Here is a 25,986-nt window from a genome sequence, read left to right on the forward strand (position 1 = left end):
GATCCGCAGGCAGTTGCCCGAAATTGGTCGCTCCTGGTAACCGCGGCCCGACGCTTTGCGGCCGGCTCAGCTAGCTGCTACCTGCCTGTCCAAATCCGGGCGTTACGCCACGAGACGCGTCGCATCAAGGTAACGTCCCCTCTGATGTGGACTGCCGTACTGTTTTTGGGTTTCGGGATGGCGATCGATCCCCTGCGGTTGGGGGTCGTGGTTGTCCTGGTGTCGCGGCCCAAGCCGATGCTCAACCTGTTCGCGTGCTGGCTGGGCGGCATGGTCGCGGGCGTCGCTCTTGGCGTTGCGGTGCTCGTCGGGCTGCGCGATGTGGTTCTCCTGGTCATTCACAGCGTGATGTCCGTGCTTACACACCTGAGATCCACGGTCGCAATCTTGAGTGGCGGAGGTCTTCAGATCACTCTTGGTGTGCTTGCTCTGCTGTCAGTTGTGGTCCCGGTGATGCGAAAGCGCGCGCGGGCTCGGGCTGGAGTGGCGGCAGGGGTAGCGGGCGGTCACACCTGCGACGTAGCGCCCCCGCAGTCGCGCGTACTGAACGTATTCGCGCACTTGACTGCCATCACCAACAATATTCTGCAGCGCGGCACTGTCTGGCCGGCTTTCGTAGTAGGACTTGGATCGGCAACGCCGCCCTATGAGTGCATAGTGGTACTAACCATCATTATGGCGTCGGGAGCAGCGCTCGGCACCCAAATCGGTGCATTCGTCGTATACACGCTGATCCTTCTTGCGGTGATCGAGATTCCGCTCATCGCCTACGTTGCGATGCCCAATAAGACACAGGCCGTAATGCAGTCCCTGCATAATCTGATTCAGACTCACCGTCATCGGATCACCCAGGCCGCTCTCAGCACGGTCGGCGTTTCGTTCGTGGTCCAAGGCTTGGGGAGTCTCTGAGCCGCGCCGTGACGCATTAAGCGTGGTATCGGTGAACGTTTGCAGCCTCGATAAAATGCCCGGACATCCCCGCGTCTCGGTGTGCGTACCCATGTACAACAACGGCGCGACGATCGAGCGCTGCCTGCGCAGCATCCTGGACCAGGACGGCATCGACTTCGAGATCGTCGTTGTCGACGACGCATCCTCCGACGGCGGCGCCGCGGTCGTTGCGCGCCTGCTCAGGCCGGGGGACCGGCTCATCCGCAACCACTCTCGTGCCGGCCTCAACGGCAACCACAACCGGTGTCTGGAACAGGCCCGCGGCGACTACGTCCAGTTCGTCCACGGTGACGACTGGCTGCTCCCGGGGGCGCTGCGGACACTGGTGAAATGCTTCGACGACCCAGCGGTCGGCATGGCTTTTGCGCCGCGGCAGGTGGTCAGCGACAACCGGTGGTGGAAGTGGCGCTACGGCACAATGCACCGCCACTTCTGGTGGCTTCGGGAACACAATCGGGGCCCATCACTTGTCGCGCAGATCGCATTGCGGGGCGGAAACGGAAACTGGATCGGCGAACCGACCTGCGTCATGTTTCGGCGCCAGGTGGCATTGGATGCGGGCGGCTTCCGCGAGGACGTCTACCAACTCGTCGACCTGGACATGTGGTTGCGGCTGATGCTGCGCTGCGACGTCTGCTTCATCCCGCACGAACTATCGGTGCGCAGCCACACGGGGATGACGGAGACGGCGATGGTCATGAAAAGCCGGCGATACTGGCTTGACCACCTGCGCATTCTCACCTGGCTTATCGTGGATCCGGCATCGCCGACCGGCGTTCGGGTCATCGCGGGACTGTGGTGGCTGCCCGTGTGGCTGCCGCTGCCGCTGTTGGCCGCGGTGCTGGGCCCCCAGCGGTGGACGCGCCTGAAAGCGGCGGTTTCGGCGCCCGTACGCGAGTTCGCGTTCGCGCGGCGCTTCGCGCAGGCAAAATGCCAGCACGACGCCCCCCTCGACTGGGTGGCGAAAGGGGCTTAGCCGCAATGCTGTTCGAATTTGCGCGGTGTGGCGATGCGTTGTTTCGATCCCCGATCGGGCACCGGCACAGCCGACACCGGGGTACGGTAGCCTCGTGTCACTTCTGATAATCGTCCCGGTGTTCGGGCAACACGAGTACACCCACGCCGTGGTGGGCGACTTGGAGCGCGAAGGCGCCGACTACCTGATCGTGGACAACCGGGGTGACTATCCCCGGATCGGCACCGAACGGGTCAGCACGCCCGGGGAAAACCTGGGTTGGGCCGGCGGTAGCGAACACGGCTTCCTGATTGCGTTTGACGAGGGTTACTCCCACGCAATGACGCTCAATAACGATACTCGGCTCTCCAAGGGGTTCGTCGGCGCTTTTCTCGATCCGAGGCTGCCCGCCGATAGCGGAATCGTCGGGCCGATGTTTGATTATGGATTCCCCTACGCGACAAACGATCAGAAACCCGAAGCCGCAGATTACTTTCCCCGGCCACAGTATCGAGTAGTGCCCGCCGTGGAGGGAACGGCACTGATGGTTTCTCGCGAGTGCTGGCAGGAAACGAGCGGTTTTGACCTTGTTAACTTTAGCCACATGTGGGGGCTCGACCTGGAACTTGCGGTACGTGCACGCAAGGCGGGGTTCGGCGTCTACACCACCGAGATGGCGTACATCAACCACTTCGGGCACAAAACCGCCAATGAGCGATTCGGCGCCTGGCGCTACACGCTCAATGCGAACGTGGCCATGCTGCAGGGGCTGCGCCGGCTGCACGGCCTGCCCGCGGCGCTGGGCATCATGCGGCAGATCGGAATTGCGCATGACCGCAAGTGGCACAAGCCCATTCCGCTCGACGATGCGAGCCGCCAGCTGACGGACTGACGGCCGCCGCCGCCCGTTCAGTGCAAAATCTCGGCGGTCAAGCCGAAGTCGGCGAAAGCACGAGACGTGACGTCGCGCAGCGCGTCCAGGGAGTTGTTGCGCCCGGGCAGATAGGCGTTGACCGAAATCCACAGTTTTCCGCAGCTGCGCCCGGACACCACGAACAATTGACCGCCCATGCGCTCCAGGGTGTGCTTGTTGATGCCCGGTTCGATCAGTCGTCCCGATGCGTAGTCAGCCTCGGTGCCGTCGGGCCGGTTCACCACCGGGTCGGTGTCCCCGACATTGGAGCAGCCGATGGGAAGGTCCGCGGTGCCCAGGCCCATGCCCGCCGCACGGCGCGCCACCCATTTCGGCGTCAGCGACGTCAGCGGCAGTGGCGCCAACAACTCCTCGGTGGTCTCGGCCAGGTCGGCGAAGGCCTGCTTGAACTTGAGCCGCACCTCGGTGAGATCGGAGGCCAGGTTCGCCGGATCGACGGAGATCACCGGGAACACCAAGGCGTTTCCCCGCGTGTCGTCCTCGGTGCGGTTGCTGACCGGAAACGACAGGGTGACCGTTCCGTCGTCGCAGATGCGCCCCAGCCGGGCGCCGAGCCGGCCCGCGAACGCCGCGAAGAGCGTGTACCCGTTGCCGCCAATGCTTTTCGCGCGTCCGTCCCACTCGGCCAGATCGACATAGGCGGTCAGGGCGGGCACCGTGACGGGCTTGTCGTCGCCGGTTCCCCGCGGCGAGGGGGGCGCCGACGCGATCGAGGCGGCGACGTCGTGGCGCCGTTTCCGGGCGATGCGCACCGTCGCGGCCACCGCCCGCCCCAGTTCCGGCGCCGAGGCGAGGAACGCCTTGCCGTCTTCCAGCACGGCCCGCCGGCGGGTACGGGACCGGGGGAGGGGATAGCCCAGGTAGCGAGTCCGGCCGTGGGCCGCATCGCCGATCGCCTGCAAGATCCCGAGCCCGTCGACGAGCGTGTGCGAGGTCACCAGGGTGACAGCGGTGCCACCGTCCTGCAGGGGCAGCACACCGAGATGCCAGCTGGGTCCGTATTCGGGGTCCAGCGGCAGCCTCGCGCGCTCATGCGTCCAGGCGCTGATTTCGGAGCGCGGACGCGGTGTCTCGGCGACGTCGATGTCGGCCGGACCGCGGGAGATCACCCACCGGTCGCGCGCAAACGGGATCGGTGACCGTTCGACACGTCGCCCCAGCAGCCCGTATCCGAGGTTGCGGTTGAATCGCCGCAATCCGTCCATATCCACGGGGCGGTTGTAGATCCAGCTGAACTGCACGAGCGCGCCATAGCCAAGCGCCCGCAGACCCAGGAACGAGGCCTGATCCATGTGAGCGAGCCGGTTGTCCACCGCGATCAGGGTAGTTGACCGGCGCCGCAATACGCAGGGCTTCGGGATTGCGCCCCGCCGCCGCGACATATTGGTACTCTGACAGCTTGCCAGTCTCGGCCGCAACGGCCCGTCACGAAGGTAACCTCATCCCGTGGTCCAGTCCTCCATCCCCGCGGTGCTGCGCGAACGTGCGAGCCTGCAGCCCAATGACACGGCGTTCACGTTTCTCGATTACGACCAGGATTGGGACGGCGTCGCGATACCGCTGACGTGGTCGCAGCTTTATCGGCGGGTATCCAATCTCGCCGCCCAGTTGCTCGATCACGGGTCCAAGGGTGATCGGGCCGTGATCCTGGCCCCGCAGAGCCCCGACTACCTCATCAGCTTTCTCGGCGCGCTGCAGGCCGGGCTCATAGCGGTCCCGTTGTCGGTGCCCTACGGCGGCCCCCACGACGAGCGCACCACGTCGGTGCTGGCCGACACCACCCCCACCGTCCTTTTGACCACCTCGGGCGTCGTCGACCACGTCAGCCCGTACGCCCGGGCGCAGGAGGGCGGATCGGCGCCCTCGATCGTCGAAGTCGACCGGCTGGACCTGGATTCGCGGCCGAGCGGTCCGCGGCCCGGATCGCGCCGCGCCCCCGCCGAACACTCCGAAACCGCCTACCTGCAGTACACGTCGGGTTCCACCCGCACACCGGCCGGGGTGACGGTCTCCAACAAGAACGTCTTCACCAACTTCGAGCAGATCATGGCCGACTATTTCGCTCTCGACGGGGGAGTGGCCCCACCGGGACTCACCGCGGTGTCGTGGCTGCCGTTCTACCACGACCTGGGGCTGCTGCTGGGAATAGTCATGCCGATTCTGGTGGGGGCGCCCAGCGTGCTCACCAGCCCGGTTGCATTCCTGCAGCGACCCGCCCGGTGGTTGCACCTGATGGCCGGCGACGGCCCCACATTTTCGGGAGGGCCGAACTTCGCGTTCGAGGTGGCCGCGCGCAAGACATCTGACGCGGACATGGCCGGGATTGACCTCGGGGGCGTCCACACCATCCAAAACGGCAGCGAACGCGTGCAGCCGAAAACACTCAAGCAATTCGCTGACCGGTTCGCCCCGTTCAATCTGAATCCCGCGGCCCTGCGGCCGTCCTACGGCATGGCCGAGGCCACCGTGTACATCGCGACCCGGAACGTGGGCGATCCCCCCGAAACCGTGCACTTCGACTCCGAGAAGCTGCCCGCCGGCCAAGCGCAGCGCTGCGCAACCGGAAGCGGCACACCGCTGATCAGCTACGGTGTCCCGAAATCGATGCTGGTCCGCGCCGTCGACCCCGAGACCTGCCACGAATGCCCCGACGGAACAGTCGGCGAGATCTGGGTGCACGGCGGCAACGTGGCTTCGGGCTACTGGCGCAAACCCGAAGATACCGCCGCCACGTTCGGGGCCCGCATCAAGAACCCCTCCGAAGGCACCCCCGAGGGCCCGTGGCTGCGCACCGGGGACTCGGGTTTCTTCTCCGACGGCGAGCTGTTCATCGTCGGCCGCATCAAGGACCTGCTGATCGTCTACGGGCGCAACCACTCTCCCGACGACATCGAGGCCACCATCCAGGAGGTCACGCCCGGGCGCTGCGCGGCGATCGCCATCCCGGACAAGGGCGTCGAAAAGCTGGTCGCCATCATCGAACTCAAGAAGAAGGGCGAGTCCGACGAAGAGGCGACGGACAGGCTCCGCGTGGTCAAACGTGAAGTCACGTCGGCGATTTCGAAGTCTCACGGGCTGCGGGTAGCCGATCTTGTGCTCGTCTCGCCCGGCGCGATCCCCATCACCACGAGCGGCAAGATCAGGCGCTCGCAGTGCGTCGAGCTCTACCGGCAGGACGAGTTCACCAGGCTAGACGCCTAGGAGCGTGGGTCAGTAATCCCAATCGCGGGTTCCGCAGGTGAAACTTCGGAATCCGCGCTGGCTAGATTTGGTGGACCGGCCTGTTTTCGTTCGTCAGCGGCGATCTCAGGCCCTCGCGATTTTGCGGGTTTCTTCAAATCCCAATACTGACCCACGCTCCTAGTCCTTCGTCACCGTCCGTCGGGGCCGAACAGCGGGAGCGACTCGTCCTGGTCGCCTGCCTGCTCGGCATCGGCCGTGCGGTGTTTCCCGTTGCTCCCGTTGGCATGCCCGTTCGTTCCCACGCTGACGAGCGCGTGCGACAGGACGTCCGGGCCGAACAGCGGCAACGAGTGGCCCAGATAGCGGTCGACTCTGCGCTTGTGGTTGCCGTTGCGGCGGCCGTTGGCGGACACCGCATCACGTGTCGGTTCGACCAGGTCATCGGTCAGTTGCGTGGACATGCCGCTGAGGTCGAACAGGGGGAGTGCGTGGTTGGGGACATGCGCGGTCGATCGATCGCCCTTGGACGCCTTGTGCGCCCCCGGTGCATGACCATTTGCCTGCGGCGCAGGCGCCGGGACGTGGGTTCTGGGGCTGGGAATGACCTTCATCCGGACCAGTTGTTCGGAAATCTGCTCCAGCTGGCGCTGCTTGGTCTCGTACGCCGCGACCACCTGCGCGGGAGTCTTTCCGAGGTTCGACGGCCACCAGTTCTTCTGGCCGATCATCGCGGCCAGCGCCGGCACCGTGATGGTGCGCACCACGAACGTGTCGATCAGAATCCCCATGCCGAGGATGAAGCCGGCCTCGAGCATCGTGTAGATGCTGGCGCTCATCAAGCCGAACATGGAGGCGGCGAAAATCAGCCCCGCCGAGGTGATCACGCCACCGGTCGAGCCCACGGTGCGGATGACCCCGACGCGCACCCCGTGCGGTGACTCGTCGCGGATCCGCGAGATCAGCAGCATGTTGTAGTCGGCGCCGATCGCGACCAGCAGGATGAAGGACAGGCCGGGAAGGCTCCAGTGCAGGTTCTGGCCCATGAATATCTGGAACACCAGCACGCCGAGGCCCATCGCGGACATGTAGGAGAGCAGCACCGAGCCGATGAGGTACAGCGGCGCGACGATGGCCCGCAGCAGACCGACCAGAATCAGGAACACGATGAGGATCGTCGCGATGACGATGAAGTTGATGTCGTGGTTGTAGTAGTCACGAGTGTCCCTGAGCCCGGTCGGAACTCCGACCACCGACACCTTGGCATCGGCCAGCTCGGTGTTCGGCAGGGCGGAGCGGGCCGCCTTCTCGATCGTGTTGACCTGATCCATCGCCTCGGTGGTGAACGGGTTCAGCGCACTCTGGATGAAATAGCGGGCCGCGTGACCGTCCGGCGAGAGGAATATCTGGGCGCCCTTTTTGAACTCGTCCCTGGTCGTGATCTGGGGGGGCAGGTTGAACCCGGCCATCGACGGCGTGTCGGCGTCCTGCTTCATGTTCAGCAGGAATTGCGACGCCTCGTTGAGTCCGGTGCCCAGCTTCCTGGTCTGCTCGACCAACGCCTTCACACCGCCCGCGATCGCCCGGCTGCCGTCGGCCAGCATGGTGGAGCCCTGTTGCGCCTGCGCCATCGTGGCCTGTAGGCCCTTGATCGTCTTCATGGCACTGGATGCCTGCGTCAGCGTCTGCTGCACGGTGTCCAGCGTCTGGCCGATGGTCGCCGCCTTCTGGGCCGACTGCAGATTGCGGGACATGATCTTCAGCGAGTTCAGGGTGCCGTCGTTGTCGGCCGCGACCAGGGCCGCCAACCCGGCGCGCGACTGCATACAGCCGGGGTCGGAGTTGCATTCCGGGCTGTCGTTGAGCGCCGCCAGCATCGGGCCGGCCCACTGGGCCGTGTTCTCGGCGTGCGCGGTGGACGCGCCGAGGTTGTCGCCGAGTGATTTCATCTGCCCGGTGTAGGTGGACCCCTGGTCGAGCGCGGCGATGGCCTTGTCACCGCCCAGCATCTGCTCCATGGACGTCAGCGTCCCGACCACTCCGCTCAGACTCGACACGGTGCCGGTGACCTGGTCCCGAAGCTGGGCCAGGGCATCGGCCAGCTGGTTGGAGCCGTTGACCAGCTTGTCGAGGTCGTCGCCGTGGTTGGCGATCTGGCCGGATGCCTCGTCGAGCTTGCCGCCGACTTCGCCGGCCTGCCAGGACAGCTTCATCTGTTCCAGCCGTTCACCATTGGGCCTCGTCAGGCCCCGCACCATGGTGACGTTGGGTAGTTGGCTCACCCGGTTGGCGACCTGCTCGAGGTCGGCCAGGGCGGTCGGGGTGCGCAGGTCGTGGGAGGACTGGACGAACAACATCATCGGGGTCATGGCGTTCATCGGAAAATGGCGGTTCATCGCCGCGTAGCCCTGGGAGCTGTCGACGGAGGCCGGCATCGTCTTGAGGTCGTCGTAGTTGAAGCGCATCACGCTGGTGCAGCTGGCGAGGGCGACGAGCACCACCAGGCTGCCCACCAGATGGATTCGCGGCCGGCGCACCACCCGCGTTCCGGTGATCCGCCACATGCGGGTGGTCAACTCGCGGCGGGGCTTGATCCAGCCGCGGCGTCCCGCCAGGACGAGCAGGGCCGGCATCAGCGTCACCGCGGAGCACAACGCGATGACGATGGCGATGGAGATCGCCGGGCCGACGGCCGAGAACACCTGCAGCTTGGTGAAGACCATCGCGAGGAAGGTGACTGCGACCGTGGCCGCCGACGCGGCGATGACCTTCCCGATCGACATCAACGCGTTCTTGACCGCTTCGTCCGACGTCTGGCCGTGCCGCACATAGTCGTGATAGCGGCTGATCAGAAAGACCGCGTAGTCCGTTCCCGCACCGAGCATGACCGCGCTCATCAGGATCATGCTTTCCAGGTTGAACGGCAGGCCCGCGCCGACGAGCCCGGACAACACGCCCTGGGTGGTCCCGATAGATGCACCGATGTTGGCCAACGGCACCAACATGGTGACCACGTTGCGGTAGATCACGAACAAGATGACCAGCACGCAGATCACCGTCGAGATCTCGATGAAGTGCGCGTCCTCTTCGGTCATCGCGGTGATGTCGGCGATGCTCGCGAGCGGCCCGCTGAGGTAGGCGGTGAGCGTGGTGCCCTTCGTGACCTGCTGGGCTATCTCCTTGACGTGGCGATACGCCGCCAGCGTCGCGGGCGCCATGGCCTCGCCGGGGAAGCTGACCGGCAAGTTGATGGCCTTGCCGTCCTTGCTGGCCAGGAGCTCGCGCATCTCCGGCACTTTCAGGACGTCCTGGACGGCTATCTTGGCCTGCTTGTCCTGCTCGTCGTGCTGCAGCGTGTCGATGAGTTTGCGGTAGGTGTCCTCGTCGGCGGGTGTCAGGCCCCTCTCGTCGACCAAGATGATCAGCGCCTCGGAGCCCCCGCCGATCTCGTGGAAGGCCTTTTGCATCTCGTGGCCCACGATCACGGTCGGGGCGTCGTCCGGCAGGGGCTTTTGCTCCTGCTTGGCTGCCTGTACCGGAAGCGGGGGAAATATCAGCGCCAGGGCGCCGGCGAACATGATCCAGCCGGCGATGACCACGAGCGGTCGCCGTATGACGAAATCGCCTAGGTGGTCGAACAGCCCCCCGGGTTTCGCCGCATCATGAGAACCAGTACGGCTTGACACGCAACAACCCTACAATTCGATATCGATCCACGTCGGGGGATCGCGATCCGCGAGGTGATCGTGATCTGGATGTGATATTAGCCGGGCCGGCCGTCGCGCATCGATTTTCCGGTTGCCCGGTGCGGCCCGGTACAATCGCGTAGCGTTTGCCGTCATGTGGGGCTTCGTGCTGTGGATGGCGCTGGTCACGGCGCCCGACCCGGTGCGCATGGGTATCGCCATCCTGTTGGTCTCGCGGCCACGGCCGTTGCTCAATCTGTTTGCGTTCTGGCTCGGCGGCATGACAACGGGCGTGGTTGCTGGCCTGACCGCGTTGCTGGTTCTGCGCGACGCGTTGCCCGGCCTGGTGCACGACATGACGGCGACGATGGCCCGTCTCACCGGCGGGCACGTCCAGATCGTCGTCGGCGTGCTCGTCCTGTCGGTCGCCGCGGTGGGCGCGATGCGCAGGCCGGCCCGGGTGCCGGTACCCGCCGGGGGACCGGTCGCGCCGCCGCCGCAGTCGAGCACCCCGACGGCGTTCTCCCAACTGGTCTCGCGCGCCCGCGACACGCTCGGTGGCGGCAATCCGTGGGTGGCGTTCGTGGTCGGCCTGGGGCAGGCGACCCCGCCCGTGCAGTACCTGGCGGCGCTGACGGCCATCCTGGCCTCCGGGGCCGCGTTCGGCACGCAACTGGGCGCGGCCGTCACGTTCACCGCGGTGACGCTGGTGCTGGTCGAGATTCCGCTCGTCAGTTACCTGGTGGCGCCCGCGCGGACCGAGGCGATCACGCTGCGGGCGCACCGATGGATGCGCACCCACAGCCGGCGGATCCTGGTCGTCGGCGCCGGCGTGCTGGGCGTCGTCATGCTGGCCCAGGGGACGGGCTTCGCCTGAATCGGCGCCTGAGTCGGCGCCTCCGCTACCGCGTCGTTCCGCCGGAGCCCGCCGCGATCAGGTGGTGCCTCCGGACTTCGTCCTCGAGCAGGTCGGCGGTGGTGGTCACGCTGACCTTGGCCGGTGTCATGCGGTCGGCGATCTGGCGGGCACGCGCGACGTAGTCTCCAGCCAGGACGGTGCGCAGGTCTTTGAGCAGCGACTTCTTGGTCACTCCCGCGAAGCGCCGCGCCTTGCCGACTTTGAGCGTCGTGACCTGCAGTGCCCAGGCCGGCTGTTCGGCGCCGATCCACAGGACCAGCGTGGGCACGCCGGCCCGCATGCCCGCGGCCGTGGTTCCCGCGCCGCCGTGATGGACGACCGCGCGACAGGACGGGAACACGGCCGCATGATTGACCTCACGGACCACCTTGACGTTGTCACGGTGCGGTGCGTCGCCGAAATCGGTGACCCCGGCGCAGATCAGCGCCCGCTCGCCCAGCTGCGCGCAGACGTCGCCGATCATCGCGACCGCGTCGGCGGGCGATTCGACCCGCATACTGCCGAATCCGAAGTAGATCGGCGGTGTGCCCGCCGCGACCCACGACGCGACCTCGTCGTCGCACGCCGTCGGCTGCTCCAGCGTCAGCTGGCCCACGAAAGGACGCCGGCTGTTCCATTCCTCGCTGAGGCCCGGAAAGTAGACCGCATCGTAGGCCTGGATCTCCAGCGCTCCGTCGTCGATCATCCGCCTGGCCGACGAGCGCCACGTCTTCGGTAGGCCCAATGCTCGGCGCTGGGTGTCTTCGGCGTCTTTGGTCATCCACCAGTACATCCCGTAGAGCGCCCGCATCGTCGTACGGATCAGCGGCCCGGGCACGTACGGAACGAGGTGGCCGTTGACCCGGTGCGGGAAGTGATGCATGGCGGCCATCGGAATGCCGTAGTACTCGGCGATATTCGCAACGACGCCCTGATAGGTCTGCCCCGACACGATCACGTCGGCATCCTCGGCCAGCGACACCAGCGTCGTGCTCATCTCCGCCCAACCCCGCGTCAGGTACTCCGCGCCCGGCCGCAACACGTTGACCGGATTCTGGACCCGCCAAAAGTGCCTGAACACTTCCTCGTCCAGCTGCGTGTGCGAATCGGGACCATAGGCGACGGCCGACAGCCCTACGGACTCGACGAACCCGATCAGGTTGGGCGGCACCGCCATCCGCACCTCGTGTCCTCGGCGCCGCAACTCCAGGGCAACCGCGGCGCAGGGTTCGACATCGCCACGGGTGCCGTGGACGGCCAGGACAGCTTTCATCGCTGGTATCGGTTACCTTGCGCGCGTGGGCTTGTGGGGCCTGGCGGGCCTCACCTGGCGGCGCGGGCCGGAATCTCGGCCAGGCTGCCCGCGACGACCTTGTCGAACGCCGACTTCAGCGCGTCCGTGTAGCGGATCACCGACTCGCGGGCGACCGGGTTGTTCGGGAAGGAGACCATGATGGAAACCTCGTCGAACAGCCGGAACACCGTCGAGTACATGTAGGCCGGGCTGCGGCCGTCGGTGAACGCGGTCGCGTTCACCCCGTCCAGCGCGGTGGCCACGATCGCGGACAGGGGAGGCAGGCCCGCGTCCATGTAGCTCATCATGGTGAACTGCGGCCCGTACTTGCGCAGCCACGGGGCCAGTTCCAGCACCTTGTCGAACGGGACGTTCGCGCATTCCATGTTCGCGTCGAAGGATTCCTGCGCGGCGCGGGCGGTCTCCCCGAACGAGTTGGGGTTGATGGGCACCGTGAACGGCACCACACCGGTGAACCAACCCACCGTCATGAAATCCGCCGGGCTCTTGCGCTTGTCGGTCGGCGTGAGCCCGTAATACGTGTCCGCACCGGACAATTCGTGGTGAGCCAGGGCGGCGCAGGCGAACAGGCCGCCGCTGAACCGGGCACCCGCCTTCTGGCACAGGGCCTCGAACTGCGCCGTCTGCTCCGGCCCCAGCAACTGCACCGCGTGCACGTCCCCGCCGCACGGGATCGACTGGTCACCCAATGGCAGCGGGAAGTCGGGCAGGGTGCCGCCGTTGGCCTCGGCGAACTCGATCCACTTGCGCACCTCGGGGGAGTCCAACGTCATGGACGACACGGTCTGCGCCTCGCGCAGGCAGAAGTCGTCGTAGCTGGCCGCCGGCGGCAGGGTGACCGGCGCCTTGCCCTCCAGGATCGCGGTGTAGTTCATCAGGATCTCGACGTACAGCCCGGCGATCAGCATCGGGTCGCAGTGCAGGTGGTCGACCACGGCGTACAACGCGAAGCGCTCGTCGTACTGGACGATGCCGAAACGGAAGCAGTCCCACTGCAGCGGGTCCGGCGTCGCCAGGACGTGCTCTTCCCACTCCGGCTGCGTCATCTCACCGTATTGCTTGGCGACGAACTGGATGTCGCGCGGGTTCTCGATGGTGTGCCGGACGATGTCCTTGGGCCCGTTGTACTCGAACCAGCTGTGGTAGGTCGCGTGGCGACGAAGGTGCGCGTTGATGACGTAGGTCATCGCGCGGATGTCGCAACGGCCGGGAACGTCCCAGGAGCCCATGACGGCCCGCGAGTAGTCGAGCCCCTTCTCCTTGAACTCCACGTAGCCGCGAAGGTGGCCGACCTGCATCGAGCTCGCCGGCACCTGGCTGACCGGCGCCTGCCGGGCCTTCGCGAGCGAACCAGGCGTTGGCTGCCACGTCACGACTGAGCCCCCGTTCAGGTCCCAGTCGTAGGCGTTCCCCACCCGCAGGCTGTCGTGCTCGGTGCCTCCACCTATGAACACGTTTCCCTCCTCTGTTCCAACTCCTGAAAACCGGGCCACTTTGCCGTCCAGATCTCCGTCACGCCGGTGCATCCTCTTTGGGCGCCAGCTTGTCGAACAGGTGATCTGCCAAACCCCGCACGGTCGTGATATCGGCAGAGGTGATCCGTACCCCCGTTTGAGATTCGATGTGCGTCCGCAACTCCAGGTTGCCCAACGAGTCGAGGCCGTATTCCGAAAGCGGATGGTCCACATCGATGTTGCGACGCAGTATCAGCCCGATCTGCTCGGAGAGCAGACGCCGCAACCGGGTTGGCCACTCCTCGAGCGGCAGCTCGGCCAGCTCGGCGCGCAGCTTGCTGGAACCCGAACGCTGTTCGCCGGCCGTCTTGAACAGCTCGAGGAACTTGCTGCGTTCGGCGAAGGACGCGATCCACGGGGTCCCGACGAGCGGGGTGTAGCCCGTGTACGCCCGGTCGTGGCGCAGCAGCGACTCGAACGCGTAGGCGCCCTCGTCCGGCGTGATCGCCGCGCCGCTGCCCTCGGCGAAGTCGGCACCGCGGCCGATCTCGGCCCAGGCACCCCACGCGATCGCGGTGGCCGGCAGCCCCTGGGTGCGCCGCCACTGGGTGAAGGCGTCCAGCCAGCTGTTGGCCGCGGCGTAGGCGCCCTGGCCCGGCGAGCCCAGCAGGGCCGCCGCCGAGGAGAACAGACAGAACCAGTCCAGCTCCGCTTTCTGAGACTGGCCAGTGGTGGCCTGGTGCAGGTTCCAGGCGCCGTACACCTTGGGCGCCCAGTCGCGGTCGAGCAACTCGTCGGTGATGTTGAGCAAGGTGGCGTCCTCGACCACCGCCGCCGCGTGCAACACGCCACGCAGCGGAAGCCCCGTGGACGTCGCCGTGGCCACCAGCCGCTCCGCGGTGTCGGCGTGGGCGATGTCGCCGCATTCCACGATCACGTCAGAACCTATCGCTCGGACGAGCTCGATCGTTTCAAGCGCCTTCTGCGTCGGCTCCGAGCGCGAGCTCAGGACGATGCGGCCCGCGCCGGCCGCGGCCATCTTCTCGGCCAGGAACAGCCCCAGGCCGCCCAGACCGCCGGTGATGATGTAGGAGCCGTCGCGCCGGAACACCGGTGCCTGCTCGGGCGGCAGCACGACGCTGCTACGCCCGGCCTGCGGGATGTCGAGGATGAGCTTGCCGGTGTGCTCGGCAGCGCTCATCACCCGGATCGCGGTGGCCGCCTCGGCGAGCGGGTAGTGCGTGCTCTCCGGCATCGGCAGCACGCCCTCGGCGGTCAACCGGTACACCGTGCTCAGGATCTCGCTGACCTGATGCGGGTGGCTGACCGACATCAGGCCCAGGTCGACGCCCCAGAACGCGAGGTTGCGCCGGAAGGGGAACAGACCCAGCTTGGTGTCGCCGTAGATGTCACGCTTGCCGATCTCGACGAACCGGCCACCCAGGGCCAGCAGCTTGAGCCCGGCCAGCTGCGCGGCACCGGTCACCGAGTTGAGCACGATGTCCACGCCGTAGCCGTCGGTGTCCTGACGGATCTGGTCGGCGAACTCGATGCTGCGCGAGTCATACACATGCTCGATGCCCATGTCGCGCAACAACTGTCGACGCCCCTCGCTGCCGGCGGTGGCGAAGATCTCCGCACCCGCGGCGCGGGCGATCGCGATGGCCGCCTGCCCGACACCGCCGGTGCCGGAATGGATCAGCACCTTGTCGCCGGCCTTGATGCGGGCCAGGTCGGTCAGGCCGTACCAGGCGGTGGCGTGCGCGGTGGTCACCGCGGCCGCCTGCGCGTCGGTCATGCCCTCGGGCAGCTTGGTGGCCAGGCGCGCGTCACACGTGACGAACGTGGCCCAGCAGCCGTGGGGGGACATGCCGCCGACGTGGTCGCCGACCTTGTGGTTGGTCACGTCGGGACCGACGGCGGTCACGACGCCGGCGAAGTCGGTGCCCAGCTGCGGCAGGATCCCGTCCAGGCTCTGGTAGCGGCCGAACGCGAGCAGCACGTCGGCGAAGTTGATGCTCGACGCGGTGACCGCCACCTCGATCTCCCCGGGCCCCGGCGGAACCCGGTCGAAGGCGGCGAACTCCATGCTCTGCAGGTCGCCCGGCATGCGGATCTGCATGCGCATGCCGTCGCTCTCGTGGACCGCGATCGTGGTCTGGCGCTCCTCGGGCCGCAGCGGCGAGGGGCACAGCCGTGCGGTGTACCACTCGTCGTTGCGCCACGCCGTCTCGTCCTCTTCCGGGCCGACCAGCAGCAACTGGCGAACCACCTGCTCGGCGTCGGTGTTGTCGTCGACGTCGATGTGGGTGGTGTGCAGGTGCGGGTGCTCGGCCCCGACGACGCGCAGCAGGCCGCGCAGGCCGCCCTGCTCGAGGTTGGGCCGGTCGTCGGAGAGCACCGTCTGCGCGTTGCGGGTCACGACGTAGAGCCGTGGCGCCTCGCCCTCGATCTCGGGCAGCTCGCGGATGATGCGCACCAGGTGACGGACGTACTCGCCGCCCCGGGAGGCGCTTTCCGCGTCGGTGGCGCCGTTGGGCGGCGCGGTCAGCAGGACGACGCCGGTGAACCCGCCGTTGCCGATCTGGTTGCGCAGCCGCTCGGTGACGGCGGCGTGGTCGGCGTCCTGCGGCCACGACATCGTCGTGCACTCCGTGTCGTGCAGCTTCATCGCGTCGGTGAACGACGCCGCCACCAGGTCCGCGGCATCGGAGGTGCTGATCAGCAGCCACGCTCCGGGCTCGGCGGTGGCCACGTCGGGCAGCGACCGCTGTTGCCACTCGACGGTCAGCAGCCGCTCGCTCATCACGCGGGCGCGCTCGCTGCCCGGCGCCGAGCCGGTGCCCATCTGCAGCCCCCGCACCGTCAGCAGGACGGCGCCGTGCTTGTCCAGCAGGTCGAGGTCGGCCTCGACGGCACCGCCGGTCGCCGCGGTCACCCGCGAGTAGCAGTAGCGGGCGGTGTGGACGGGACCGTAGACGCGCAGCTGGTGCACGCCGAGCGGCAGCAGCAGGCCGCCGAAGCTGGCGTTCGCGACGCTGGGGTGAGCGGCCACCGACTGGAAGCAGGCGTCCAGCAGCGCCGGGTGCACGCCGTAGCTGGTTTGCTGCGTCCGGATCACGCTGGGCAGCCCGATCTCGGCCAGCACCGTGGTGCCGGTGCCCTCGGCGGTGTGCGCGGCGGCCAGGCCGGTGAAGGCCGGACCGTACTGGATGCCGCACATGTCCATCGCGTTGCGAAGGTCGGCGCCTTCCAGGTGGCTCGGGTGGGCCGCCAGCAGGGCGTCGATGTCCTGTGCCTGCGGGTGCTCCTCCTCGTCGAGCACGTCGAACAGGACCGCGCTGGCGCGCCGCACCTGCATGCCCTCGTCGGTGGTCTCCACCGAGAAGTTCAGCGCGCCGGGGGCCTCCGCGGTCGCGGTCAGGCTGACCTGGGTCTCCTCGTCCAGGAGCAGCATCTGCTCGAAGCGGACGTCGCGGACCCCCGCCGTCTCGCCGAACACGGTGCGGGCCGCGGCCAGCGCCATCTCGCAGTAGGCCGCACCCGGCAGCGTGGCCGTTCCGTGGACCTGGTGGTCGGCCAGCCAGGGCAGCACCGCGGTGCCGATCTCGGCCTGCCACACGTGGCGCTCGGGCTCCTCGGGCAGGCGCACGTGCTGGCCCATCAGCGGGTGCACCGCGACGCTGGAGCGCAGGGCGCGCGAGCTGTGGCCGTCGCGGCTCAGCAGCAGCGTCCGGTGCGTCCAGGACGCCAGCGGGGCATCCACCAGGTGGCCGTCGGGGTGCAGCACCGAGAAGTCGACTGCGGCGCCGGTGGAGTACACGTCGCCCACGAAGCCGCGCATACCCCGGGGCAGCGGCTGCTCGCGCCGCATGGCGGCGAGGGCGGCCACCGTCATGTCCAGGCTCTTGGCGGTCTGGTCGACGGCGTGGGTCAGCAGCGGGTGCGGTGCGAGCTCCCCGAAGACGCGGTAGCCGTCTTCGAGCGCCGCCTGCACCGCCGCGGAGAACCGCACCGTGTGGCGCAGGTTGTCCACCCAGTAGTTGGCGTCGCAGTACGGCTCCTCGCGGGGGTCGAACGAGGTGGCCGAGTAGTACGGAATCTCGGGAGTCAACGGCTCGATGTCGGCCAGGACCTCGTACAGCTCGTCGAGGATCGGGTCGACCTGCGGCGAGTGCGACGCCACGTCGACGGCCACCTCGCGGGCCATCACCTCACGCTGCTCCCACGCCGCGACGAGCTCGCGGACCGTCTCGGTCGCCCCGCCGATCACGGTGGACTGCGGGGAGGCCACCACGGCCACCACGGCGTCGTCGACACCGCGGGCCATCAGCTCCGAGAGCACCTGCTGGGCGGGCAGCTCCACCGAGGCCATCGCACCGTTGCCGGAGATCGTGGTCATCAGCTTGGAGCGCCGGCAGATGACGCGCACCCCGTCCTGCAGCGAGAGCGCCCCGGCGACCACGGCCGCGGCCGACTCGCCCATCGAGTGGCCGATCACCGCGCCGGGCCGCACACCGTAGGACTTCATCGTCGCGGCCAGCGCGACCTGCACGGCGAACAGCGTCGGCTGCACCCGGTCGATCCCGGTCACCTTCTCGGGCGCGGTGAGCGCCTCGGTCACCGAGAATCCGGACTCGTCGGCGATCAGGGGCTCCAGCTCGGCGATGGTCGCGGCGAACACCGGCTCGTTGGCCAGCAGGTCGGCACCCATCGCCGCCCACTGCGAGCCCTGGCCGGAGAACACCCACACGGGGCCCTTGTCGTCCTTGCCGGCCGCCTCCTGGTAGGGGGTGTCGCCGTCGGCGACCTCACGCAGCGCCTCGACCAGCTGCGCGTTGGTGCCGGCCAGCACGGCCGTCCGCACCGGGCGGTGCCCACGCCGGCGGGAGAGGGTGTAGGCCAGGTCCGCCGGCGTCAGCTCCGAGGCGTGGGCCTCGACCCAGTCGGCGAGCCGCCGGGCGGTCTCGCGCAGCCCCTCGGCCGACGAGGCCGACAGCGGGTAGAGCAGGGCGCCGTCGTGGCGGGTGTCGATCACCGCGCCGTTTCGTGAAGTGGTCTCGGGGGCCTGTTCCACGATGGCGTGCACGTTCGTGCCGGAGATGCCGTACGCCGACACCGCCGCCCGCCGCGGTTGGCCACCGTTGGTCGGCCAGGGCGTGGTCTCCTGCGGCACGAACAGGCCGGTCTCGATCTGGGCCATCTCGGCGGGCAGGGTCTCGAAGTGCAGGTTCTTGGGAACGACGCCGTGCTGGAGGGCGAGCACCGCTTTCATCATGCCCAGCGCGCCGGCGGCGGCCTGGGTGTGTCCGAAGTTGGTCTTGACGGCGCCGAGCACGCACGGTTGGTCGACGCCGTAGACCTCGGCGAGGCTGGAGTACTCGATCGGGTCACCGACCGGCGTGCCGGTGCCGTGCGCCTCGACCATGCCGACGGTGCTGGGGTCCACCCCGGATGCGGTCAGGGCCGCGCGGTACACCGCGGCCTGCGCCTCCGCCGACGGCATCGTGATGTTCATGGTGTGGCCGTCCTGGTTGGCGGCCGTGCCACGGATCACCGCCAGGATCCGGTCGCCGTCGCGCTGCGCATCGGCCAGGCGCTTGAACAGCAGCACCACGCAACCCTCGCCGGTCACGAAGCCGTCCGCCTTGCTGTCGAAGGCGTGGCAGTGCCCGGTCCCCGACAGCATGCCGCCGGCCGACGCGGACACCGACCTGCGCGGTTCGAGCAGCACGTTGACGCCGCCGGCGAAGGCGAGGTCGCTCTCGCCGTCGGCGAGGCTGCGGCAGGCCTGGTGCACGGCGAACAGGCCGGACGAGCACGCGGTGTCGATGGTCGCGGCCGGTCCGTGCACCCCCAGGGCGTAGGCGATGCGCCCGGAAGCCATGCAGGAGATGGTGCCCGGCGTTCCGTAGGGTCCGTCGAACGCGTCGGTGGCCGCCGACACGAATTCGTAGTCGCTGTAGTTGTATCCGACGAACACGCCGGTGGCCTCGGCCATGGTGGCCTTGGTGAGGCCGGCGTGCTCCATGGCCTCCCACGCCGTCTCCATCAGCAAGCGCTGCTGTGGATCCATCGCAGTCGCTTCTTTTTCGGAGATGCCGAAGAACTCGGGGTCGAAAGCGCCGATGTCATCGAGGAACGCGCCCCACTTGCACATCGACCGTCCGGGCACACCCGGTTCCGGGTCGTAGTAGTAGTCGACGTCCCAACGGTCGGCCGGGATCTCGACGACCAGGTCGTCGCCGCGCAGCAACGCTTCCCAAAAGAGGTCAGGGGAGTTGATGCCCCCCGGCAGCCGGCATGCCATCCCAATGACGGCTACCGGAGTAACTCCTGCCCTATCCACTGTCCTTCACCTCTCCTTGCCTATCCTGAAGTTCCTATCACTGCCGCAAGCTCTTATCAGCGCTTCGAGAAATATCGTTGAATTTTCAGTGCTGGCCGCGAACATCGCAGTGCCGCACGAACAACCCATCGACCCCCGCAATCGAAGCCTGCCGCTAGCGGGAGTTTCCGGCCTTCGTTGAGCGACGGCCTGATTTGCCCTGGTGGGGTTGTGTTTTTGGGCAGGGCTGGTGTATTACCCAACTCGCGGTGTTGGGCGCTGTTGGTCAGCGGGTGGGTGCGTATTGGTGGATTGCGAACAGGTCGGCGAGTCGCTGTTGGGTGGGGTTCATGTCGGTGAGCATGCGCTGCACGCGGGGCCGTCCCTTGCTGCCGTCGTGGTAAATCAACACGGTCTCTTGGATGCCGACGAGTTCGTCGAGCAATTCGCGTACCGACAGGTGCAGCCCGGCGTGCTCGGTCTGGCGGCGCATCAGGTGGGCGACGGCCAGGGCGAGCACGCAGTAGAACACGTGCACCCGGATCTTGGAGTCAGTCCAGTGGTGCATCGGGCTGAACGAGACCACGTGGGGGTCCTTGAGCTGGCGGAACCCGAATTCGGCGTCGGATTGCGATCGGTAGGCGGCCACCACGTCGGGCACCGGCCAGTCGCGGTTGGTGAACAGGATGCGCTTGCCGAACAGCCGCTCTTCCATGCGCTTTCGGGCCTTGGTGTCGGTGCGCCAGGACAGCCTCAACTGGGCGGGCGCCTCGCCGGTCAGGGTGACGGTGATGATGTCGGCGACCCAGCGGGGCTTGCAGATCGCGGTGATCTCGGCCTGGACCTGGTCGCGGTCGCGGCGGGTGCGGCCGCGCGCGAGGCGAGCGGCCAACTCGGCCAGGCGGCGCCGGGCCTTGGCCAGGGTCTGGTCCAGGCCGCGGGATTGCTTGGCCGCCAGGTTCGCCGAGTGGGTGAGCACCGCTCGGCGGGTGACGCCGAGCGCGGTGACGGTGGTGTCGACATAGCGCAGCCCGGGGTAGCGGTCGTCGTCCACGGGCCGGTAGTCCCGGGTCGGGATCTGCAGCAGTTCGGGGTGATCGCTGGGCGGCAGCGAACCGACGAACCCGATCCCGTGCGCCTCCACCACCGCATGGTTGTCGCCGCTGTTCTGCCCGGCGTCATAGACCACGGTCAGCGACTCCACGTGCTCGACCAGGTCCCGGTAGCGGGTGACCAGTTCGTCGACGACGGTGCTGAACTGGGTGACATCGGGCCGGTCCCCGGGATAGGCGTGCGCGATCACCGGCACCCCGCCGTCGCGGGTGACGACCAGGGCCAGCCCGACCAACCGCAGATCGGTGCGTTTCTGCTTGGCCTTGCCCCGCTGCGCGATCGGCGCGCGGTCGTTGCCGGTGTCGATGAAGGTGGCGAAGTTGGTCATGTCCAACGCCAGCCCGGTCAAATCCAGCCCGAACTCGGTCACCATCCGCCGTCCCAGCCGGGTCTCGATCTCACGCAGTTCGGTCTGGCCGAGGCGGTCCATCGCGTCCCAGAACCGGCGATGATCCACCGCGGCCCGGTCCAGCTTCACCCACCGCGGCCCGGCCGTGGTCGCCCACCAGTCGGCGAAGCCGCGCTTGGAACACGGGTCGACAATCCGGTTCGCGCACGCCAGCGCCAGATAGGTGCCCACCGATGCGGCCGCGTTCGCGTACCGGGGCGCCACCTCGTCGACGATGCCGGCCACATCCAGCCGGGCCAGCATCGACCACACCGCAGCCAGATCCCCGAACTGCTTGTGCTGGCTACGGATCGGCTGCCCGGCCGGCGTCTCGGACAGCTTCGCCATCACCTCCTCCGCGCTGCCCAAATACTGCTGAGACACGATGCGCGGCTTGCCCTGCACGCGGGCCGATTCCACCAGGTAGTAATAGGTCTGCTTGCCGCGTCGCTTACCCACGATCGACGCCATATATGGGTAATACACCCCAATCACACAAACCTCAAGCACCACAACACAAGACACGCCGCTCAACTACGAAGGCCGGAAACTCCCGCTAGACCTCGGCGCGATCTGAAGCGTAGCGGCTTCGGTTCACCTGCGCGGAAAAATCGTTCGGACGTACAAAAAATTTACAATCCTCAGGCGTGTCCCAAGCCGGTGCACCGGCTTGACTGACTCATCGGTCATTAGACCATCGCGCCCCTGTCATGCCTCCTGATCAGGTAGAAACTGCAGCTAGAGGCGCTGTGCGCCAACGTTGTCCAGTATTCGTGGGTTCGGGCCGCGGTGCGGCGGACGAGTGCGACAGTGATGTAGCCCTCCGCGGCTGGGTGGGCGTTCCCCTGGGGAAGCGCCCGTCGATGTAACAGGGGACTGCCGCATCGGCGGTGCTTTGCCGAGCGGTGATCGGGCGCCGCGGCGCCGCTTTCCGGCTGCCCCAGCGAGGTCCGGGCAGACGCGAGTTCGGCGCCTGGAAGTGGCGATCCAGGGGAGCCCGATGGCGTGATGGTAGGTGCTTCGGGGAATCCGCGTGGGCAATTCGGCGAATTGATATGCATAAGTGACGTATTCCACATCAATGCGTGCCGCGCCGTCACCCTGATCGTTACTATACAAGCGTTAAATTAATGGCTCGAACCGTCTTCGGGGCGGGGGCGGATCGGACCTCGTCGACCGTACGCGCAAACCGGTTGCCGGCCCGGATCGATCGAAATGTCACGGGCTGCCCGTCATGTCTGGTCGGCGGGCCGAGGTTTCGGTGTGGCCGCCGGACGGCCGTTGGGCGGCAACGGTTTCCGGTCGACCGTGCTGCGGACCCGGTGAAAGCCGCTGCACGCAAGGATGTTTCGGTAGCGGCCGAGTCCGCCCGGTCCGGCGGGTCGTCGTTGTGTCCGGCACCCACCCGATGGATACCATGGCCGGTGAACACAACGGATTCCCGCCAGTACAAGGGAGTACGCACGCCATGACGACAGCCCGGGTGCCCAGACTGCCGCTCGACGAAGCCAAAGCCGCCGCCGACGAAGCGGCCGTGCCCGACTACATGGCGGAGTTGAGCATCTTTCAGGTGCTGCTCAACCATCCGCCGCTGGCGCGCGCTGTCAACGACCTGCTCGCCACGATGCTGTGGCACGGCGACCTCGACCCGCGCCTGCGCGAGCTGGCGATCATGCGGATCGGCTGGCTCACCGCCTGCGACTACGAGTGGACGCAGCACTGGCGGGTCGCTTTCCGGCTGGGGGTGCCGGCCGACGACCTGCTCGGGGTGCGCGACTGGCGGCACCACGACTCCTTCGGGCCCGCCGAGCGTGCGGTGCTGGCCGCCACCGACGACGTGGTGCGCGACGGCGCGGTCAGCGCAGCGAGCTGGGCGGCCTGTGCGCGCGAATTGAACGGCGACACAAAGGTTCTGCTGGAGTTGGTCACCGCGATCGGCGCGTGGCGGATGATCGCGTCGATCCTGCACAGCCTCGAAGTCCCGTTGGAAGAGGGCGTCGCGAGCTGGCCGCCGGACGGCCGCCCGCCCGCATCCGACGCGTCGTGAGGGCCGAATCCTCCGCCCTTCGCAAACTAGATTGACTTATCAGTCATCAAATCTTAGCGTCGGCGAATGCGAACCAGGGCCGCCGAACTGCTCGGCGTGGAGTTCCCGATCTGCGCCTTCAGCCACTGCCGCGATGTGGTGGCCGCGGTGACCAATGCGGGCGGATTCGGGGTTCTCGGCGCCGTCGCGCACAGTCCCGAGCGCCTGGAGAACGAGCTGACTTGGATCGCGGAGCAGACGGGCGGCAAGCCCTTCGGGGTGGATCTGCTGTTGCCGCCCAAATACGTCGGGTCCGAGCGGGGCGGGATCGACGCCGCGCAGGCCCGGGACCTGCTGCCCGAGGAGCACCGCGCCTTCGTCGACGATCTGCTCGCCCGCTACGGCATCACGGCGACCGCCGACCAGACCCGCCGGCCGTCCGGCGGGCTCAACATCTCTCCCAAGGGTTACGAACCGCTGCTCGACGTGGCCTTCGCTCACGACATCCGGCTGATCGCCAGCGCGCTGGGGCCGCCCCCGGCCGATCTCGTCGCGCGCGCCCACGACAACGACGTGCTGGTCGCCGCGCTCGCGGGCACCACCCGGCACGCGCAACGGCACGCGGCGGCGGGGGTGGACCTGATCGTCGCGCAGGGCACCGAGGCCGGCGGCCACACCGGTGAGGTCGCCACGATGGTGCTGGTGCCCGAGGTGGTGGACGCCGTCGCGCCGGTCCCGGTGCTGGCGGCCGGGGGCATCGCCCGGGGCCGCCAGGTCGCCGCCGCGCTGGCGCTGGGGGCCGAGGGCGTCTGGTGCGGGTCGGTGTGGCTGACCACCGAGGAAGCCGAGACGGTCCCCGCGGTCAAGGAGAAATTCCTGGCCGCCAGCTCCTCGGACACGGTGCGGTCGCGGTCGATGACCGGAAAGCCCGCCCGGATGCTGCGCACCGCCTGGACGGACGAGTGGGAGCGCCCCGACAGCCCCGCCCCGCTCGGGATGCCGCTGCAGAGCGCGTTGATCACCGAGTCGCAGGTGCGCATCAACAAGGCCGCCACCCATCCCGACTCCAGGGCCCGCGAGCTGGCCACCTACTTCGTCGGCCAGGTCGTCGGATCGCTCGATCGGGTCCGGCCGACGCGTGCGGTCGTCCTCGACATGGTCGAGGAGTTCATCGACACCGTCGGGCGCCTCGAGGGTCTGGTCGACAGGTGAGCGGCGGCGTCCGCCGGAGCCGCGCGGTCACCGACGAGGACAAATCGCAGCGGCGCGACCAGATCCTGGGGGCCGCCAAAGAAGTGATCGCGCGCAAGGGTTTTCACGCGACAACGATCGCCGACATCGCCCAGCGGGCGAACCTGGCCTACGGCTCGGTCTATTGGTACTTCCACTCCAAAGACGAGTTGTTCCACGCGCTGACGGCGGCCGAGGACAGCGCGCTGCGCAGCCACGTCGGCGCTGCTCTGGCCGCGGCCGCAGACGGCCCGGATCAGGCGCCGCTGCGCGTATCCCTGCAAGTCGCCGCGCAAGCCACCTTGGAGTTCTTCGAGGCCGACAAGGACACCATCAAGCTGCTGCTGCGCGACCCTTACGCGCTCGGCGAACGATTCGAGAAGCAGTTGGGCGGCATGTACGAGCGGTTCGTCGACGACATCGAATCCGTCGTCCTCGCGGCGCAGGAACGCGGTGAGGTGGTGGCCGCCCCGCCGCGGATGGTGGCCCACAGCCTGGCCGCGCTGGTGGGGCAGCTGGCGCAGCGGCGGCTGAGCACCGACGACGGCGTCACCGCGGCCCAGGTCGCCGACTTCCTCGTCGCGCTGGTGTTCGACGGGCTGCGCCCGCGTGATCCCATAAGCCCTGCTCAGCCGGGATAAAGCTGGGCGACGCCTGTGGGACAGGTGAAGGGGAGCATAAAGAATCGCGAACACGGCACGCCGGGAATTTGACCGCGCCCTACCCGTCGTGCATCATCGGTCAGGTATGCACCTCGTTAGGTGAGGCGGCTACACGAATACAGGCCACTGACCCCGAACGTCGAAAGACGCCCCGGGTCAGGACAGCTCCTCCCGGCTTAAGGGTTGAGCCCAGGTGGCTTCCGGGCAACCGGATCACGTCGTGTGGTGTCAAAACTCTGACGAGAGGGGTGCCGGTCTCCGACGGTCGTCGGGTTCTGTACTCCACGCGTGCGCGCTGATCGTGCGGATAGTCCGCACGAGTCGTGACCGTCGAGGAGGTGAGGGACGCATGAGTTCCAGCGATAGTCCGGGTCGAAGTCCGAACTTCGTCTCGTCCCGATCCGTTCTCCGGCACGACATCCTCGGCTGAGTTGTCACTACGCCAATAGGCCTGCCAGCCAGGCGTTCTGGGAGCGGAACCACAACGGGACGGGACGCGTCAGTCCAGTCAGTTCTCGTTTTGGAAGTCCCCGAGGAGGCGATGATGACCGCAGCCCTGTACGACGAAGTGGTGAGCCCGGCGCCCGTCCGCACGCTGACGGTGGTGCGCGACACCGACGCGGTCGCGGCGCCCGCGCCCCGGAAGGCGGCGCGCCGGTTGGGCAGCCTGCCGTTCGGCGGCGACCCCCTGGTCGACGGCGCGGCCCACCTGCTCTGCATCCCGCTGCGGCACGTGTACGCGGCGCTGTGGCGCGTCGGCGTGCTCGAAGTCCGCGCGTGAGTGCATGAGTAGAATCGACGCAACGGCATCGATCCGGCCATCACCGGGGAGCCTTCGGAAGAACAGCCATTTCGGCCCAGTAGAC

At 67.6% G+C, this 25,986-nt stretch carries 15 protein-coding genes and 1 riboswitch; of the genes, 9 read left to right on the forward strand and 6 right to left on the reverse strand.

Annotated elements, in window-relative coordinates; translation table 11 throughout:
- Positions 1 to 144 precede the first annotated feature (144 nt).
- From ACJ512_RS12320 to ACJ512_RS12330, 3 genes are all read left to right on the forward strand, one after another.
- Positions 145 to 909: a GAP family protein gene (locus ACJ512_RS12320; protein WP_407685898.1), complete on the forward strand. Its 765-nt coding sequence runs from the start codon at positions 145 to 147 to the stop codon at positions 907 to 909.
- 55 nt (positions 910 to 964) lie between these two features.
- Positions 965 to 1,927, forward strand: coding sequence for a glycosyltransferase family 2 protein (locus tag ACJ512_RS12325; RefSeq protein ID WP_407685899.1), 963 nt, complete (start codon positions 965 to 967; stop codon positions 1,925 to 1,927).
- Between the two features lie 94 nt (positions 1,928 to 2,021).
- The gene (locus ACJ512_RS12330; RefSeq protein WP_407685900.1) at positions 2,022 to 2,798 is read left to right on the forward strand and encodes a glycosyltransferase family protein; all 777 of its coding nucleotides are present in this window, start codon (positions 2,022 to 2,024) and stop codon (positions 2,796 to 2,798) included.
- Between the two features lie 17 nt (positions 2,799 to 2,815).
- Here ACJ512_RS12330 and ACJ512_RS12335 read toward each other — a convergent pair whose 3' ends face one another.
- Positions 2,816 to 4,153, reverse strand: coding sequence for a condensation domain-containing protein (locus tag ACJ512_RS12335; protein ID WP_407685901.1), 1,338 nt, complete (start codon positions 4,151 to 4,153; stop codon positions 2,816 to 2,818).
- A 133-nt stretch (positions 4,154 to 4,286) separates the two neighbouring features.
- Between ACJ512_RS12335 and ACJ512_RS12340 the strand changes: the two genes are divergently transcribed.
- Positions 4,287 to 6,041 (forward strand): AMP-binding protein, encoded by a 1,755-nt coding sequence (locus ACJ512_RS12340; protein WP_369739069.1) that lies wholly within the window; start codon positions 4,287 to 4,289, stop codon positions 6,039 to 6,041.
- Positions 6,042 to 6,211: 170 nt separating this feature from the next.
- Here ACJ512_RS12340 and ACJ512_RS12345 read toward each other — a convergent pair whose 3' ends face one another.
- Complete coding sequence (locus ACJ512_RS12345) at positions 6,212 to 9,619, reverse strand: MMPL/RND family transporter (RefSeq protein ID WP_407685902.1); 3,408 nt, start codon at positions 9,617 to 9,619, stop codon at positions 6,212 to 6,214.
- Between the two features lie 241 nt (positions 9,620 to 9,860).
- Between ACJ512_RS12345 and ACJ512_RS12350 the strand changes: the two genes are divergently transcribed.
- Positions 9,861 to 10,583 carry a GAP family protein gene (locus ACJ512_RS12350; RefSeq protein WP_407685903.1) on the forward strand — a complete coding sequence of 241 codons (723 nt, stop codon included), beginning with the start codon at positions 9,861 to 9,863 and terminating at the stop codon, positions 10,581 to 10,583.
- A gap of 25 nt (positions 10,584 to 10,608) precedes the next feature.
- Here ACJ512_RS12350 and ACJ512_RS12355 read toward each other — a convergent pair whose 3' ends face one another.
- The 4 genes from ACJ512_RS12355 to ACJ512_RS12370 all read right to left on the reverse strand — a co-directional run bounded on the left by ACJ512_RS12355 (position 10,609) and on the right by ACJ512_RS12370 (position 21,673).
- Positions 10,609 to 11,877 (reverse strand): glycosyltransferase, encoded by a 1,269-nt coding sequence (locus tag ACJ512_RS12355; RefSeq protein WP_407685904.1) that lies wholly within the window; start codon positions 11,875 to 11,877, stop codon positions 10,609 to 10,611.
- 50 nt (positions 11,878 to 11,927) lie between these two features.
- Positions 11,928 to 13,373, reverse strand: a complete 1,446-nt coding sequence (locus tag ACJ512_RS12360; RefSeq protein WP_407685905.1) for a condensation domain-containing protein — start codon at positions 13,371 to 13,373, stop codon at positions 11,928 to 11,930.
- 58 nt (positions 13,374 to 13,431) lie between these two features.
- Positions 13,432 to 19,683, reverse strand: coding sequence for a sulfolipid-1 biosynthesis phthioceranic/hydroxyphthioceranic acid synthase (pks2, locus tag ACJ512_RS12365; protein WP_407685906.1), 6,252 nt, complete (start codon positions 19,681 to 19,683; stop codon positions 13,432 to 13,434).
- Positions 19,684 to 19,987: 304 nt separating this feature from the next.
- Entirely contained in the window at positions 19,988 to 21,673 is a 1,686-nt protein-coding gene (locus ACJ512_RS12370; protein ID WP_461479793.1) for an IS1634 family transposase, read from the reverse strand.
- Positions 21,674 to 22,670: 997 nt separating this feature from the next.
- Between ACJ512_RS12370 and ACJ512_RS12375 the strand changes: the two genes are divergently transcribed.
- The 4 genes from ACJ512_RS12375 (at position 22,671) to ACJ512_RS12390 (ending at position 25,901) form a co-directional block, all read left to right on the forward strand.
- Complete coding sequence (locus tag ACJ512_RS12375) at positions 22,671 to 23,249, forward strand: carboxymuconolactone decarboxylase family protein (protein WP_407688384.1); 579 nt, start codon at positions 22,671 to 22,673, stop codon at positions 23,247 to 23,249.
- A gap of 66 nt (positions 23,250 to 23,315) precedes the next feature.
- A complete protein-coding gene (locus ACJ512_RS12380) occupies positions 23,316 to 24,440 on the forward strand; it encodes an NAD(P)H-dependent flavin oxidoreductase (protein ID WP_407688383.1) in 1,125 nt (374 codons plus the stop codon).
- Entirely contained in the window at positions 24,437 to 25,099 is a 663-nt protein-coding gene (locus ACJ512_RS12385; protein ID WP_407688382.1) for a TetR/AcrR family transcriptional regulator, read from the forward strand. The genes ACJ512_RS12380 and ACJ512_RS12385 overlap by 4 nt, the downstream gene beginning before the upstream one ends.
- A 105-nt stretch (positions 25,100 to 25,204) precedes the next feature.
- Positions 25,205 to 25,375, forward strand: a riboswitch (M-box (ykoK) riboswitch).
- 289 nt (positions 25,376 to 25,664) lie between these two features.
- A complete protein-coding gene (locus ACJ512_RS12390) occupies positions 25,665 to 25,901 on the forward strand; it encodes an Rv1535 family protein (protein ID WP_407688381.1) in 237 nt (78 codons plus the stop codon).
- Positions 25,902 to 25,986 lie beyond the last annotated feature (85 nt).

Origin of the sequence: Mycobacterium cajalii (assembly GCF_045809005.2) — a bacterium.
Lineage (GTDB): Bacteria > Actinomycetota > Actinomycetes > Mycobacteriales > Mycobacteriaceae > Mycobacterium.

Bases quoted from the DNA above. Each gene is read 5' to 3' on its own strand.
- ACJ512_RS12375 (WP_407688384.1), top strand. From the start codon at position 22,671: ATGACGACAGCCCGGGTGCCCAGACTGCCGCTCGACGAAGCCAAAGCC.
- ACJ512_RS12380 (WP_407688383.1), top strand. From the start codon at position 23,316: ATGCGAACCAGGGCCGCCGAACTGCTCGGCGTGGAGTTCCCGATCTGC.
- ACJ512_RS12320 (WP_407685898.1), top strand. From the start codon at position 145: ATGTGGACTGCCGTACTGTTTTTGGGTTTCGGGATGGCGATCGATCCC.
- pks2 (WP_407685906.1), bottom strand. From the start codon at position 19,683: ATGGCATGCCGGCTGCCGGGGGGCATCAACTCCCCTGACCTCTTTTGG.
- ACJ512_RS12390 (WP_407688381.1), top strand. From the start codon at position 25,665: ATGACCGCAGCCCTGTACGACGAAGTGGTGAGCCCGGCGCCCGTCCGC.
- ACJ512_RS12350 (WP_407685903.1), top strand. From the start codon at position 9,861: ATGTGGGGCTTCGTGCTGTGGATGGCGCTGGTCACGGCGCCCGACCCG.
- ACJ512_RS12370 (WP_461479793.1), bottom strand. From the start codon at position 21,673: ATGGCGTCGATCGTGGGTAAGCGACGCGGCAAGCAGACCTATTACTAC.
- ACJ512_RS12325 (WP_407685899.1), top strand. From the start codon at position 965: ATGCCCGGACATCCCCGCGTCTCGGTGTGCGTACCCATGTACAACAAC.
- ACJ512_RS12355 (WP_407685904.1), bottom strand. From the start codon at position 11,877: ATGAAAGCTGTCCTGGCCGTCCACGGCACCCGTGGCGATGTCGAACCC.